Annotated in this window: 15 protein-coding genes; 8 read left to right on the forward strand and 7 right to left on the reverse strand. The window is 65.3% G+C overall.

The genetic code is table 11. The features are described 5' to 3' along the window. The 8 genes from dctP to PVW46_RS03635 form a co-directional block, all read left to right on the forward strand. The coding region (gene dctP, locus PVW46_RS03600; protein ID WP_274574723.1) for a TRAP transporter substrate-binding protein DctP at positions 1–630 on the forward strand (630 nt) is incomplete at its 5' end. A gap of 66 nt (positions 631–696) precedes the next feature. After that, complete coding sequence (locus PVW46_RS03605) at positions 697–1,305, forward strand: TRAP transporter small permease (RefSeq protein ID WP_172430288.1); 609 nt, start codon at positions 697–699, stop codon at positions 1,303–1,305. Then, on the forward strand, positions 1,302–2,618 hold the full coding sequence (locus PVW46_RS03610; RefSeq protein ID WP_043145401.1) for a TRAP transporter large permease: 1,317 nt from the start codon (positions 1,302–1,304) through the stop codon (positions 2,616–2,618). Before PVW46_RS03605 ends, PVW46_RS03610 begins: the two co-directional genes overlap by 4 nt. A 91-nt stretch (positions 2,619–2,709) precedes the next feature. Then, complete coding sequence (locus PVW46_RS03615; protein WP_069210376.1) at positions 2,710–3,471, forward strand: SDR family NAD(P)-dependent oxidoreductase; 762 nt, start codon at positions 2,710–2,712, stop codon at positions 3,469–3,471. A gap of 10 nt (positions 3,472–3,481) precedes the next feature. Further along, positions 3,482–5,278, forward strand: coding sequence for a feruloyl-CoA synthase (locus tag PVW46_RS03620; protein WP_069210377.1), 1,797 nt, complete (start codon positions 3,482–3,484; stop codon positions 5,276–5,278). 136 nt (positions 5,279–5,414) lie between these two features. Next, positions 5,415–5,582, forward strand: a complete 168-nt coding sequence (locus PVW46_RS03625) for a hypothetical protein (RefSeq protein WP_168246594.1) — start codon at positions 5,415–5,417, stop codon at positions 5,580–5,582. A 123-nt stretch (positions 5,583–5,705) separates the two neighbouring features. Continuing rightward, positions 5,706–6,602 (forward strand): helix-turn-helix transcriptional regulator, encoded by an 897-nt coding sequence (locus PVW46_RS03630; RefSeq protein ID WP_043145395.1) that lies wholly within the window; start codon positions 5,706–5,708, stop codon positions 6,600–6,602. Beyond that, complete coding sequence (locus tag PVW46_RS03635) at positions 6,595–7,206, forward strand: 3-hydroxyacyl-CoA dehydrogenase family protein (protein WP_069210378.1); 612 nt, start codon at positions 6,595–6,597, stop codon at positions 7,204–7,206. Before PVW46_RS03630 ends, PVW46_RS03635 begins: the two co-directional genes overlap by 8 nt. Here PVW46_RS03635 and PVW46_RS03640 read toward each other — a convergent pair. From PVW46_RS03640 to PVW46_RS03670, 7 genes are all read right to left on the reverse strand, one after another. After that, positions 7,203–8,609, reverse strand: a complete 1,407-nt coding sequence (locus tag PVW46_RS03640) for a 3'-5' exonuclease (RefSeq protein WP_043145394.1) — start codon at positions 8,607–8,609, stop codon at positions 7,203–7,205. The two genes, PVW46_RS03635 and PVW46_RS03640, sit on opposite strands and share 4 nt — an antisense overlap. A gap of 4 nt (positions 8,610–8,613) precedes the next feature. Further along, a complete protein-coding gene (locus PVW46_RS03645) occupies positions 8,614–9,114 on the reverse strand; it encodes a hypothetical protein (RefSeq protein WP_043145392.1) in 501 nt (166 codons plus the stop codon). A 45-nt stretch (positions 9,115–9,159) separates the two neighbouring features. Next, entirely contained in the window at positions 9,160–10,983 is a 1,824-nt protein-coding gene (locus tag PVW46_RS03650; protein ID WP_069210380.1) for a DUF294 nucleotidyltransferase-like domain-containing protein, read from the reverse strand. Continuing rightward, positions 10,983–11,549, reverse strand: coding sequence for a dihydrofolate reductase family protein (locus PVW46_RS03655; protein WP_069210381.1), 567 nt, complete (start codon positions 11,547–11,549; stop codon positions 10,983–10,985). Before PVW46_RS03655 ends, PVW46_RS03650 begins: the two co-directional genes overlap by 1 nt. 246 nt (positions 11,550–11,795) lie before the next feature. Further along, positions 11,796–13,583: a sodium:solute symporter family protein gene (locus PVW46_RS03660; protein ID WP_069210382.1), complete on the reverse strand. Its 1,788-nt coding sequence runs from the start codon at positions 13,581–13,583 to the stop codon at positions 11,796–11,798. Positions 13,584–13,589: 6 nt separating this feature from the next. Continuing rightward, entirely contained in the window at positions 13,590–13,877 is a 288-nt protein-coding gene (locus tag PVW46_RS03665; RefSeq protein WP_043145385.1) for a DUF4212 domain-containing protein, read from the reverse strand. A gap of 73 nt (positions 13,878–13,950) precedes the next feature. After that, positions 13,951–14,637, reverse strand: coding sequence for an adenylate kinase (locus tag PVW46_RS03670; protein WP_069210385.1), 687 nt, complete (start codon positions 14,635–14,637; stop codon positions 13,951–13,953). Between the last annotated feature and the right edge of the window lie 55 nt (positions 14,638–14,692).

A 14,692-nucleotide genomic window follows, 5' to 3' on the forward strand; every position in this document is an offset into this window, starting at 1 on the left:
ATCCTGGGCACCTGGGTGCACGGCCCCGGCATGTTCCACACCAACGAACCGGTGCGCGTGCCTTCCGACCTCGAAGGCATGAAGATCCGCGGCGGGTCGCGCCTGGTGAACGACCTGCTGACCCGCGTCGGCGCCGAGCCGATCGGCATGCCGGTCCCGGCGGTCTCCGAAGCGCTGTCCAAGGGCGTTCTCGACGGTACCACGATCCCGTGGGAAGTGACCTCGGCCCTCAAGGTGCCGGAGCTGGTCAAGAACCACACCGAGTTCGACGGCGCCGCGCTGTACAACCTGACCTTCGTCCTGGCGATGAACAAGGACATGTACGAAAGCCTGCCCGAAGACCTGCAGAAGGTGATCGACGACAACTCGGGCCTCGCTTTCTCGATCTTTGCGGGTGGCACCCAGGCGGATGCCGATGGCCCGGCACGTCAGATCGCCGTGGACCTTGGCAACAACATCTTCACCGTGACCGAGGAAGAAGCCAAGGAATGGGACGCCCTGGTGAACCCGATCTACGAGACCTGGATCGCCGACATGCAGAGCAAGGGCATCGACGGTCAGGCCCTGATCGACCAGGCCCGCGCCTTGATGGCGGAGTACACGTCCGAGATGGACACCTGGGGCAAGTAAGCCTCTGAAACCCGGGGCCGCGGAGAAATCCGCGGCCCTTCATGAAACCAAGGGGGGACGTCAACGATGACCGGTTTGCACCGCATCGTGGTGGGAGTTGCGCGCTTCATGGCGCTCTTGGGCGGGGTCATCCTGACCGCGCTGATCCTGATCACCTGTATTTCTATCGTCGGGCGCGCAGTGAATTCCGGCCTCCATTCGGACCTCGTTCAGGGCATTGCACCTGGGCTGGCCAACTGGCTGATCAATGATGTCGGCATCGGGGCAATCCGTGGGTCATACGAGCTGGTCGAGGCCGGTATGGCCTTCTGCATCTTCGCCTTCCTGCCCTTCTGCCAGGTGACGATGGGGCATGCCTCTGTGGATGTCTTCACCAACATGCTGTCGCGCAACGTGAACCGCGTGCTGGATTTCCTGATTGCGGTCCTCTTCGCCGTCGCCCTCGTGACGATCGCCGTCCAGCTCTACGAGGGGATGGTCCGCAAGATGCCGAACGGGTTCGGTGCGGCGCAAACCTCTTTGCTGCTCGAATTCCCGATCTGGTGGGCCTATGCGGCTAGCCTGTTCGGGGCCGTGCTGGCGGCCATCACCTCCGTCTATGTCGTCATCGTGCGGCTGTATGAACTCTTGTCCGGGCGCGTGATCGTGCCGAATGCCGTGGGAGCGGATCATTGAGCAACCTCGAGATCGGGATCTATTCCTTTCCGGCCCTGCTGCTGTTGATATTCCTGCGCGTGCCGATCGGGCTGGCCATGTTTGGCACCGGCTTTGCGGGGTTCTGGCTGGTCATGGGCAGCACGCGGCTGCCGCTGGCGCAGCTCAAGGACCTGTCCTATTCGACCTTCTCCAGCTACTCGCTGTCGATTGTGCCGATGTTCCTGCTGATGGGCTATTTCGCGACGCTGGGCGGCATGAGCCAGGCGCTGTTCAAGGCCGCGGAAAGCTGGCTGGGGCACCGTCGCGGCGGTGTGGCGATGGCGGCGATTGGTGCCTGCGCGGGCTTTGGCGCGATCTGCGGGTCTTCGCTGGCCACCGCCGCCACCATGAGCCGCGTGGCCCTGCCCGAACTGAAACGCTATGGCTACCAGGGCGGTTTCTCGACCGCGACGCTGGCGGCCGGCGGCACACTGGGCATCCTGATCCCGCCCTCCGTGGTGCTGGTGATCTATGCCATCCTGACGGAACAGAACATCGCCAAGCTATTCCTGGCGGCCTTCATCCCGGGTGTGCTGGCGGCCATCGGCTACATGATCGCCGTGTCGATCTACGTTCGGGTGAACCCGGAATCCGCCGGGGTGCGCGAGCCGGTTCCCTATGCCGACCGCATCCGCGCGATCCTGGATGTCTGGCCCGTGCTGCTGGTCTTCATCGCCGTGGTGGGCGGCATCTACGGCGGTATCTTCACCCCGACCGAGGGCGCGGCGGTTGGCGCACTGGGCACCGGCATCATCGCGCTGTTCAATGGCGGGCTGACCTGGCGGACCCTGCTGGACAGCTTTACCGACACGGCCCGGTCCTCGGCCATGATCTTCTTCATCGTCTTCGGCGCGGCCTTCTACAACCTGTTCCTGGCGCGCACGCGGGTGCCGCAGGAACTGTCGAACTGGGTTGTCGAACTGGGCATGTCCCCGATTGCGGTCTTGGCGATCATCCTGGTCATTTACCTGCTGCTGGGCTGTTTCATGGACAGCCTGTCGATGATCCTGCTGACGATCCCGATCTTCTTTCCGGTGATCATGGCGCTGGACTTCGGCATGAGCCCGGAACACGCGGCGATCTGGTTCGGTATCCTTGTGCTGATCGTGGTCGAGGTCGGGCTAATTACGCCACCTGTCGGGATGAACCTCTTTGTCATCAATGCGATGGACCCGGAAACACCGATGGTCGAGACCTACAAGGCGGTGCTCTACTACGTCGTCTCTGACCTGATCCGCGTGGTCATTCTGGTGGCCTTCCCGGCGATCACCCTCTTCCTGATACCGGGGTAGGGCTCTGGCCCCGGTCGCGGCGCGTGGTGCCGCGACCATTCCCGGAAACCTTTCAAGCCCAATGTAACGCGTCTGGCGCGAGGAGTAAGCTATGGACATCACGGATAAAGTTGCGGTCGTTTCGGGCGGTGCAAGCGGGTTGGGCGCGGCCACGGCGCGACGTCTTGCCAGCGAAGGCGCGCGGGTCGGCATCCTGGATTTCGACGCCGAGCGCGGCGCAGCGGTCGCCGCCGAGATCGGCGGGCACGCGGTAAAGACGGACGTCGGAGACGAGGCCTCGGTCGCGGCGGCCATGTCTGAAATCGTGGACAAGCTTGGCGCGCCGCGCGTGGCGGTCAGCTGTGCCGGGATCGGCCTTGCGGCCCGCATTGTCGGACGCGAGGGCAAGCTCTCGACCGACCTTTTCGAAAAGACCATCCGGGTCAACCTGATGGGCACCTATTTCGTCATGTCCTACGCCGCGCGCGAAATGATGGCGCTGGAGCCCGAGGACACCGGCGAACGTGGCGTGATCGTCAACACCGCCTCCATCGCTTATCAGGATGGGCAGTTCGGCCAGGCGGCTTATTCGGCCTCCAAGGGGGCCATCGCGGCCATGTGCCTGCCCGCTGCCCGCGAGATGGCGAAACAGGGCGTGCGCGTCATGGCCATCGCCCCGGGCCTGTTCAACACGCCCATGATGGAAGGTCTGCCCGAGGATGTGACCGCCGGGATCGTCGCCAACGTGCCGTTCCCGCACCGCCTGGGAGAGCCTGCGGAATACGCCCAGATGGTCAGCCAGATCGTCGCCAACCCCTATCTCAACGGCACCACGATCCGGCTGGATGCGGCGGTGCGTCTGCCGCAGCGCTGAGGAGGCCGAAATGAGCAAGTATCGCGCCCATTCCGTCACCCGCGAGGACCGGCCGGACGGCACCATCATCCTGCGCTCGGGCTACGAGATGACCGAGCCCGCGACAAAGACCGGCGACTGGCTGGACCGCTGGGCCGGGGAAACGCCCGAGGCGGTCTTTCTGGCCGAACGTGACGGCGAAGGCTGGCGCGAGGTCACCTATGCCCAGGCGCGCGACAGCGTGCGCCGCATAGCCTCCAGCCTGCTGGCGCGGGGCATGAACGCCGACACGCCGATCCTGATCATTTCCGGCAACGGGGTGGATCACGCGCTGCTGACGCTGGCGGCGCAATATGTCGGCGTGCCCACGGTGCCCTTGGCCGAGCAATACGCCCTGATCCCCGGCGCCTGGCCGCAACTGGAACACTGCGCGCAACTGGTCAAACCGGCGATGGTCTTTGCCGACGATGGCGCGCGTTTCGCCACCGCGCTGGCGCATGACCTGTTCGACGGCATGGAACGCGTCGTGGCCCGGAACCCGCAGGCGGGCGAGACGGAACTGACCGCGCTTCTGGGTGATTGCGATGATGCGGCGGTGGACAAGGCCGCGGCAGAGGTCGGTCCCGATACCGTGGCCAAGTACCTGATGACCTCCGGTTCGACCTCGCACCCCAAGGCGGTCATCACCACCCAGCGGATGATGTGTGCCAATCAGGCGCAGCTGGCCGATGCGCTGCCTTTCCTGCGCGACCGGGCGCCGCGGATCGTCGACTGGTTGCCCTGGAACCATGTCTTTGGCGGGTCGCACAATTTCAACATGATGCTGGCCAATGGCGGCACGCTCTATATCGACGCGGGCAAGCCGATCCCGGCAAAAATCGCCGAGACGATCGAGAACAACCGGATGAAGAACGGCACGCTGGCCTTCAACGTGCCAGTCGGGTTCTCGATGATCCGCAACGCGATGAAGGCGGACCCGGAGCTGCGCAAGAGCTATTTCGAGGATCTCGACATGCTCTTTTACGCAGGCGCCTCGTTGCCGCAGGATGTCTGGGACGATCTCGAGGACATGGCGCGCGAGGTGCGTGGCGCGGTGCCGCTGATGAATTCGTCCTGGGGGCTGACCGAAACCGGTCCTGCCTGCCTGATCCAGCACGAGCCGACGCATATGTCGGGCATCATCGGCGTCCCCATGACCGGGGTCGAGGTCAAGCTGATCCCGGACGAGGACATGCGCTGCGAGATCCGCGTGCGTGGTCCGAACATCATGCCGGGCTACCTGCACGATCCGGAAAAGACCGCCGAAGCCTTCGACGAAGAGGGCTTCTTTCGCACCGGGGACGCGGTGAAATTCGTCGATGACAATGACCTGAACAAGGGCATGCGGTTCGACGGGCGGATTTCCGAAGACTTCAAGCTGTTGACCGGCACCTGGGTGCGGGCGGCGACGCTGCGGCTGGAACTGCTGCAGGAGTACGGCACTCTTGTGCAAGACATGGTGATCTGCGGGGCCGACAAGTCGCAGGTGGGTCTGATGATCTTCCCCTCGGCAGAGGCGCTTGCCCTAGCCGGGGAGGGCGCCGAAAAGGACGGTGCCCTGATGAGCGATGCCCTGCGCGCCGCCCTGGCCAAGAAGCTGGCGCTGCGCGCCGATCACGGATCAGCCGCGCGGGTCAACCGCGTGATGGTGCTGGCGGAACCGCCCTCGCTGGGCGATGGAGAAATCACCGCCAAGGGCAACCTGAACTACCGCAAGGTGCTGGCGCGCCGGGCATCCCTGCTGGACAGGCTTTACAGCGACGATGATCCGGCCGTGGTCTGCCTGTAGGAAAACGCCCGGAAGACGGGCCGGGGGCCGGGTTTGCAGCGCGAACCCGGCCCTTTTTGATCTGGAACAAGGTGGGGCTTGGCTGGGGCGGTAAGCTTGGGACTCGAATCTTCTGCCGCGAACAGAAAGTGATGCCATGCAAAGCGACCGCCTGATCGGCCATGCCCCGCGCGCCCGTGCCTTCGGAGAGAAATTCTACGAGACTGGGGGCACCTGCATCGGCTGCAAGGAATGCACCGGCCTCTGCCACGCCCTGATCGAGGCGCTTGTCGTCCCCGACAGCGTGCTGGGCCGCGGGGACTGATCTCCGTTCCATCCTGTTCGTGACGTTACGTCCCGCCGCATCAAGGCGGTTCTTTCCTGCGCGTCTGAATTGAGCTATGCACTATAGTTCACAAGTCGGAACGCGCAATCGGAAGGACCAGAGGTGTCGGATCGGGTGGCCCTGGAAACGGAACCTGCGGAAAATGCCACGGTCGCGGGCCTGTTGGCCCGTGTCGGCCAACGCGTGCGCCAGGCCCGCGAACAGCGGAACATCTCGCGCCGTGTGCTGTCGGAGTCCTCAGGCGTCTCGCCGCGTTACCTGGCCCAGTTGGAAAGCGGGGCGGGCAACATCTCTATCGGGTTGCTGTGCAAGGTGGCCGATGCGCTGGACCTGCGGATCGAATGGCTGGTGGGCGAAGAGGACCCCTGGACATCCGAGGCACTGCACATGGCCGAAATGTACCGCCAGGCCGAAGGACCGGTTCAGGCGCAGGTGCGCGAACTGCTGCTGGAGGCTGCCCCCGGCGGGCGGCGGGCGCAGCGGATCTGTCTCGTGGGCCTGCGCGGCGCGGGCAAGTCGACGCTGGGCCGGCTGGCGGGCGCTGCGCTGGACGTGCCCTTTGTCGAACTGAACCGCGAGATCGCCGAGGTCGGCGGGATGCCGGTGGGCGAGATCATGGCGCTTTACGGTCAAGAGGGCTATCGCAAGCTGGAGGCAGATGCGCTGGACCGCGTGATCGCGACCCATGACCAGGTGATCCTGGCGGTTGGCGGCGGCATCGTGGCCGAGCCGGGCACCTACAACCGGCTGCTGGCACATTTCAATACGATATGGCTCAAGGCCGCGCCCGAGGAGCACATGGCCCGGGTGCGCGCCCAGGGGGACGAACGTCCGATGGCGGGTCAGCCCGAGGCGATGGCTCAGCTGAAATCCATCCTCCAGGCGCGCGAGGCGCTTTATGAACGTGCCCATGCGCTGCTCGACACCTCCGGTGCGACGCTGGAAGAAACGCTGGAGCGGTTGTTGGCCCTTATCGCGCAGGAGCATTTTCTTGGCTGACGACACCTTGGCGGAACGGCTGTGGATGCCTTTTCGGGACGCGGCGGAGGCGGTGTTCCTGCATGGCTCGACCCCCTCGGAGGTGGACGAGGCAATGGAGGAGTTCGGCTTTGCCGCCGGTCCCTTCGAGATCGAGGACCGGATCGGGCTTGACCTGGCCTGGGCCCGTCGGAAGGCGGGCGAAGGCGCGCAGGACTTGCCGATCCTGGTGCGGATGATGGAACTGGGCAAGCTGGGGCGCAAGACCGGGGCAGGGTGGTATCGTTACCCCGGCGGCAACGGCAAGGTGGACGATCCCATCGTCGCGGACCTGGCGCTGGAAGAGGCCCATTTTCATCGGCTGGAACGGGGCGACTACACTCCGGACCAAATCCGCGAGCGGCTGTTGGTGGCTCTTGTCTCCGCCGCCCGTGACTTGCAGGCCGAGGGGCTTGCAGCCAGCGACATCGACGCGGTCTCGGTCGAGGCGCTGGGGTTCCCGGCAGACCGGGGCGGCGTGCTGTCATGGGCGGCCAGGGACCCGGCGGGGGTGGCCGCGATGACAAAGACGGTTCTGGACGAGGGCAAGGTGCCCCTGAGGCGGGTCGAGGGGCAGGTCCCCTAGTTCAGATCCTCCAGCAGCCGGCCGTGGCGGCGCGTCTCCCTGATCACCTCTCCGAAAGTATCCAGCCCCCGCGCCTTGAGCATGGGTAGCATCCGCACCAGGACCTCTGCCGTGGCGCGGGCATCGCCCAGTGCCGTGTGACGCAGCGGTTCGGGGATGGTGACGCCCAGCCGCTCGCACAGGGCGTCGAGCGTATGGGTTTCCGAGGCCCCGAACAGCACCGCCGACAACAGCACCGTGTCCAGGATCGGGTGGTCCCAGACCACGCCCATCCGCCCCTTGTGGCGTTGCAGAAAGGCCATGTCGAAAGGCGCGTTATGCGCCACGATCACGGAATCCCGGGCAAAACCGTGGAACAGCCGCCCGGCGCGCGCGATGTTGGGCTGGCCTGCCACCATCGCATCCGTCACCTTGTGCACCTTGGTCGAGGCAGGCGGGATCGGGCGGCCCGGATCGACCAGCTGGTCGATCTTTTCGCCCTCGACGATGCGCCCGTTGACCACGCGCACGGCGCCGATCTGTACGATCTCGTCCTTGTGCGGCAACAGCCCCGTGGTTTCGGTGTCGAAAACGGTGAAGGTCAGCGCCGAAAGCGGCGTTTCGTCCAGTTTGGCTCCGCTGCGCCCCTGCATCAGGTCGAAATCATAGACCAGAGGCCGCGCGGCTTCGGGTGAGATCTCGATATGGGCGGCGTCGATGATCATCATGTAGCCGCCGCCCTCGGTCGGCTTCATCCGGGCGTCATAGGTCTGCTGTCCGTCCAGCCCTTTCAGCGTGCGGCTGATTTCCTTGCCGCATTTCATCAGCGCGCTGCGGGCGGCGCGCAGGCTGGCCGGGTCGAAGTAGTCGGCCAGGGGGGCATTCAGGCGGGGCACGGCCTGCTGGGCCAGCACCTCGGCGGCCTGTCCGTCATACAGTACGATCTGGTCGTCGGCGTTGACCAGCAGGGTCGCCACGGGGATTTCGGTCAACAGCGCGGTCAGCCGGGCTTTTTCCGCGGCCAGGCGTTCGGTCTCGACGGCAATGCGTTCGGCGGTGCTGACCGCGCTGTCGGACAGCGCGGCCGTGATGGCGCTGGCCGCCGGGGCGAGGTCCCCCAGATAGCGCGCGGCATCGGTGTCCACCTGCAACCCGGCCCCGGCATGGGCGCGGGCGCGCAACTGTCCCGAGAGGCGTTCGATCGGCTTGGCGACGTTTTCGTCAAACAGCAGCCAGACACCCGTGGTCAGGGCTACCAGGCCGAAGCTGGCCAGGATCCCGGCAAAGACAAAGCCGTTCGCGGGGGTGCTGGCCAGCGCGCGGGAATGCCCCGCGTATAGCGCGCCCAGCGTCAGGACGGTGCCGCCCAGGGCCAGAAGGCAGAAAAACAGGAAGATACGCAGGCGCAGGCTGAGCTTGCTCATGGGATCAGACCTCTGCGCAGACCGTCTTGACGATGGGATCCTCCGGCCCGACATCGCGCCACAGCGGCTCTGACCCGTCGCCCAGCACCGGGTCGGCGCGGCGATGGCCGGCGCAATCGACCATGACCTGCACCACACGGTTGGTCCGCCAGCGCCCATAGAAGTAGAGGTTCACCAGGTACAACCCGTCCTGTTCGGTGTTCTTCAGCGGGTTGGCGGTGTCGGCGGCGACGAAACGGTCGGTCAGCGGATAGAGATAGGTCCAAGGCCGCCAGAAGGCCCGGCTTTCGACCTTTTGCGCCACGCTCAGCCCGTCGGGCAGGTTGTCCACGGTGCGGCCGTACCAGCTGTATTCGCTGGCGATGGCGGCGATCAGCATGGCCCCCCCGGCGCCCAGCGGCACGAACCAGCGCGGCAGACGTCGCCCGGAGAGCCAGTTCAGCAGCATCATGATGCCCGCGCCGAAGAACCCCGCGACAAAGACGGCGATCAGTTCCAGAAACATACTCTCTCCTCCTCCGCCGCGCCCTCCTCCGGGCGCGGGCCGCTGTTACGACAGCATTCCCTTGCCGTGGCCTACCGCCGATTGCAGGGATTTGACCACGACAAAGGCGTCGCGCAAATGACTCCGCTCAAAATCCGACAGGTCGGCGGGGGCCAGGTAGTTGTCCGGCGCGCTGCCGGCCTTGATCTGGCGGGCCTGCTGTTCCAGCCGGGTTTCGGCGATCAGGTCGTAGGCGTCCAGCAGATCCTGCCCGCCGGACTGGCTGAGCACACCGGCGGGAATGGCCGCCTCGAGCCTCGCGCGCGTGTTGACCGGGGTCAACCGTCCCTGCAGCGCGTAGACCCGGCCAAGGTCGACCACCGGCACGACGCCGTTATGTTTCATGTCCAGCTGGTTCTTGTGCTCGCCTGAGCGGATCGTGGCGAACCCGCGCAACAGGCCAAGCGGCGGCGTGTGTTTCAGCGAGTTCGAGATCATGTGCGCCACGAAGATCGAATTCTTGGCGGCCTTTGCAAGGGTTGTCTCCTGGAGGTCCTCGAAAAGCGCCGTTGTGCCGCCGATGGCGCGCAGGTCGAACATGACACTGGCCAGCATCTGAGCCTCGGGCGAGGGCTTGGCGATCCAGTTGTCGAAGTACTGCCGCCAGGTGCGAACCGGCTGGCACCAACGCGGGTTGGTGGCCATCATGTCACCGGGGCAATAGACATAGCCGCAGGTGTTCAGCCCGTCGCAGACGTAATTGGCCAGCGCCTCGAAATAGGGCATCTGGTCGTCGGTCACATCGTCCGAAAGGATCAGCACGTTGTCCTGATCCGACACACCGGTCTGTTCCTGCCGCCCCTGGCTGCCGCAGGCGGCCCAGAGATAGGGCACGGGAGGCTTGCCAAGCTGCGCCTCGGCCAGCGTCAGCAGGCGGCGGGTGGCGGTGTCGGCGATGTCGGTGATCAGCCGCGTGACGACTTCGTGCCGATTGCCGCCGGCGACAAGCTGGACCAGCAGTTGCGGGATGCGCGCGGTGACACGGGCCATGTCTTGCGCGTCTCTCGCGCGGGCGATTTCCGAAACCAGTTCCGCCGAGGTCATGGCCTGGAAGCGGGTCAGATCGGTTTGCGTGACGATCCCCACCAGTTCGCCATTTTCCGTCACGGGGACATGGCCGATGCGGCGTTCCATCATCATGTGCAGCACGTCCGAGCCAATGGCCGAGGGCGGCAGGCTGACGGGATCGGCGGTCATGATCTCGGACAGGGGGGTGTCGTAGGGCAGGGCGCCGCCCACCACCTTTCCGGACAGGTCGCGGATCGTGGCGATGCCGCGCAGTTGCTTGCCTTCGGTGATGCAGACCGAGGAGATATGCCGCGAATGCATCAGCTGCGCCGCGTGCTGCACCGGCGTGTCCGGCGGGCAGGTCAGGGGGGCCGGGGCCATCAGCGTCTCGACCCGGCTGGTGGCAAGGTCGGCGCGTTTGGGTTTCGGGGCGCGCTGGCGATCAAAGAATTTCTTTGCCGCAGGCTGGGTTTCCAGCAGTTTCTGGAACTGGTCCACAGGCAGGACCAATAGCAGTGTGTCCTCGCGCGTGCTGGCGCTGGTTGCGGCCAGCCCGTCCCGCATCAGACCCCGTTCCCCGAACGAGTTGCGCGGCCCCAGGAGAGAGATTTGCACCCCGTTCTGGTCGCGAACCTCCACCGCGCCCTTATGGATCAGGTACAGCCCGTCCAGTTTCTCTCCCAGTGTGTAGATCGCCTCTCCGGCGGCCATCGCCTGGGGCCGGAATGCGGGCAGCAGTTCGTCCAGCGCCTCTGGGTCCAGCGCGTCATAGGGATGAACCGCAGAGAGAAAGCGAAGCAGGTCGGCGTGGTCGATGGGCATCAGGCGTCCTTGCTGGAAGATGGGGAGGAAACGGCGTAGCGGGTCAGGACGAGGCCAGAGGAGAACCGGCGCACCCGGAGCTGATCGAGCCGGAGGTCGGTCGCCAGGTCCATCTCGCCAAAGAGCTTGCGTCCGCGTCCAATCAGGACAGGGACCAGGGTGATCTCCATGTCCGCGATCAAGCCGTCTTGCAGGAAGGACCGGATCACCGCACCGCCATCGACATAGACGCGTTGCCACCCTTCCGCGTCCAGCCTGCTCATCAGGGCTGTAGGCGTCTCTCGGCTGAGCGTTACGCGTGTCCGCAGGGCGTCGGGAATGTCGTCCCGGGTCAGGCTGTGGCTGAGGACAATGACGGGCTTGGCATAGGGCCAGTCGCCGCCGAACCCCAGAACGGTGCGAAATGTGCCGCTGCCCATGACCAGCCCGTCGACCGAGGCCATGAAGGCATCGAAGCCGTGATCCTCGTCCGGGGCATGGTAGGGGGTCAGCCAGTCCAGGCTGTCGTCCTCGCGGGCGATATAGCCGTCGAGGCTCATGGCAATGAAGACATGCCCGGTGGTCACTTTGACGTCTCCGACAGTTGAGGGCGCGAGATGCTGCGCACCGCATAGCGCTGCAACGGCGCAAAAGACATGGGGCGGGCGGTCTCAGGGCGCAGGTTTTGGGAACGCGTTGCGTGTCGGGTGTATTCCGATCCGGCGGGCGAATGTCCGACGTCAGAAAGATCAAACGAAAAGTCCCGCCCGGCACATGGCCGGACGGGACGAAAGCGCAGGGGAGGGGCTGCCGCTGCGACAGCCCGACCCATATCAGTGACCGTCCACGGCAGCCCCGGCGCCGCGCGGCACGCGGACCGATTCCACCAGTTCTTCGATCTCTTGCGGGATCGGCTGGGTCATCTTCGACACGGTGAAGGCCACCGCGAAGTTGATCATCGCACCGACGGCCCCGAAGGAGGTCGACTTGATTGTGCCCAGCAGCGGGTTGGCATCCGTGAAGGAGTTGGTGTCCGGAATGAAGAACCAGCCCTTGTGCAGGAAGATGTAGATCAGCGTGACCACCAGGCCCGAGACCATGCCCGCAACCGCGCCCTTGTTGTTCACCTTGGTGAAGATGCCCATCATGAGCGCCGGGAAGATCGAGGCAGCGGCGAGGCCGAAGGCCAGTGCCACGGTCTGTGCCGCGAAGCCCGGAGGGTTGAGCCCCAGGTAGGTGGCGACGACGATGGCCACGGCCATTGCGATCCGTGCCGACATCAGCTCGCCCTTTTCACTGATGTTCGGGGTCAGCTGACCCTTCATCAGGTCGTGGGACACGGCCGAGGAGATCGCCAGCAGCAGGCCGGCGGCGGTGGACAGTGCGGCGGCAAGACCGCCCGCAGCGACCAGACCGATGACCCAGCCGGGCAGGTTGGCGATTTCGGGGTTGGCCAGAACCAGGATGTCACGGTTGAAGTTGGTCAGCTCGTTGGCTTCGCCCCAGCCGGCTTCCTTCATCTTGGCAACGGTTTCCGGATCTGCATCGTTGAAGTACGCGATGCGGCCGTCACCGTTCTTGTCTTCCCAGCCCAGGAGGCCGGTCTGCTGCCAGGTGGCCATCCAGTCGTAACGCTGGTCGCCTTCGATCATCTCGACCGAGACGGGATCGCCGGATGCGCCGTTCGGCCACATCATGTCGGTGATGTTCAGGCGGGCCATTGCGCCAACAGCCGGGGCCGTCAGGTACAGCAGCGCGATGAAGACCAGCGCCCAGCCGGCAGACCAGCGTGCGTCGGCCACCTTGGGCACGGTAAAGAACCGCATGATGACGTGGGGCAGGCCTGCGGTGCCGATCATCAGCGACAGGGTGAAGAGCACCATGTTGAAGGTGTCGCCGTGGTGTGCGGTATACTCGTTGAAGCCGAGTTCCGCCACGATGGCATCCAGCTTGGCCAGGAGCGGCTCACCGCTTGCGGTGTGATCGCCAAAGAGACCCAGCGCCGGGACCGGGTTGCCGGTCAGTTGCAGCGAGATGAAGACGGCCGGGATGGTGTAGGCCATGATCAGGACGCAGTACTGGGCCACCTGGGTGTAGGTCACGCCCTTCATGCCGCCGAAAACGGCGTAGGCGAAGACGACGCAGGCGCCGATCAGTAGGCCGGTGGTGTTCGACACCTCGAGGAAGCGGCCAAAGGCCACGCCCACGCCGGTCATCTGGCCGATGACATAGGTCACCGAGGCGACGATCAGGCAGATCACGGCCACCACGCGGGCGGTCGGGCTGTAGAAACGGTCGCCGATGAACTCGGACACGGTGAACTTGCCGAACTTGCGCAGGTAGGGCGCAAGCAGCAGCGCCAGCAGCACGTAGCCGCCGGTCCAGCCCATCAGGAAGGTCGAGTTGTCATAGCCGGTGAAGGCGATGAGACCGGCCATGCCGATGAACGAGGCCGCCGACATCCAGTCCGCCGCCGTCGCCATGCCGTTGGTGACCGGGTGCACGCCGCGTCCGGCGGCGTAGAATTCCGACGTGGAACCCGCGCGGGCCCAGATCGCGATGCCGATGTAGAGCGCGAAGGACGCGCCCACGAACAGCAGGTTGATGGTAAACTGATCCATAACGTCTTACTCCTCCTCGACGCCGAATTCACGGTCGAGCTTGTTCATCCGCCAGGCGTAGAAAAAGATCAGCGCCAGGAAGACGATGATCGAGCCTTGCTGGGCAAACCAGAAGCCCAGGTCGGTGCCGCCGACGGCAATGCCGGACAGCATCGGGCGCAGCAGGATGCCAAAGCCGAAAGACACCAGCGCCCAGATGATGAGGCTGATGACGATGATACGCACGTTGGCCGACCAGTAAGCCGCATCGGACTTCTGGGTCGCCTCGGCGCCGTGATTGGTTTGATCCGCCATGTCGCGGGTCCTCCTCTTTCCTCCAGGAACCCGCCGCGCTGGGGTCGCGGCGGGCGATTTCTCTGACCCCGCCTCAGGCGGTGGCCGTCTTCACGATCGCGGCGAGTTTCCCCGCGATGTCGTCGATCTCGCCCATCGCATCGATGCCGATCAGCGCGTGTTGCGCGGCATAGTAGTCGATCAGCGGGGCGGTCTGGGCGTGGTAGGCCTCGAGCCGTGCAGAGACGGTCTCGGCATTGTCGTCGGCCCGGCGCTTGAACTCGGTGCCGCCGCATTTGTCGCAGGTGCCGGGTTTGGCGGGCTGCTTGAAGCTGTCGTGATAGCCTTCGCCACAGGAGCCGCAGGTGTAGCGGCCCGAAATGCGCGTCACCATCGCGGCGTCGTCCACTTCCAGGCTGACAGCGGCGTTGATCTTCTGACCGCTCTCGGCCAGCAGACCGTCCAGCGCCTCGGCCTGCACCGTGGTGCGGGGAAAGCCGTCGAGGATCACGCCCTTGGCGCAATCCGCTTCGGCCAGCCGGTCGCGCAGGATGGCGATGACGATGTCATCGCTGACCAGCTCCCCGGCCTCCATGACCGCTTTGGCGCGCTGCCCGGCCTCTGTCCCCGCAGCCACGGCGGCACGCAGAAGGTCGCCGGTCGAAAGCTGCACGAGGCCGAATTTCTCTTCCAGCATCCGCGCCTGGGTGCCCTTGCCGGCCCCCGGGGGGCCCAGCAGGATCAGCACGGGGGCGGTGGCGGGGGTGTTTGCTCCGTCCATCATCGGCTCAGCCCTTGTTCATACGATTTTCGATGAGGTCGTCGACGACGGAAGG

The sequence above is a fragment of the Mameliella sp. AT18 genome (assembly GCF_028807275.1).
Classification (GTDB): Bacteria; Pseudomonadota; Alphaproteobacteria; order Rhodobacterales; family Rhodobacteraceae; genus Antarctobacter; species Antarctobacter albus.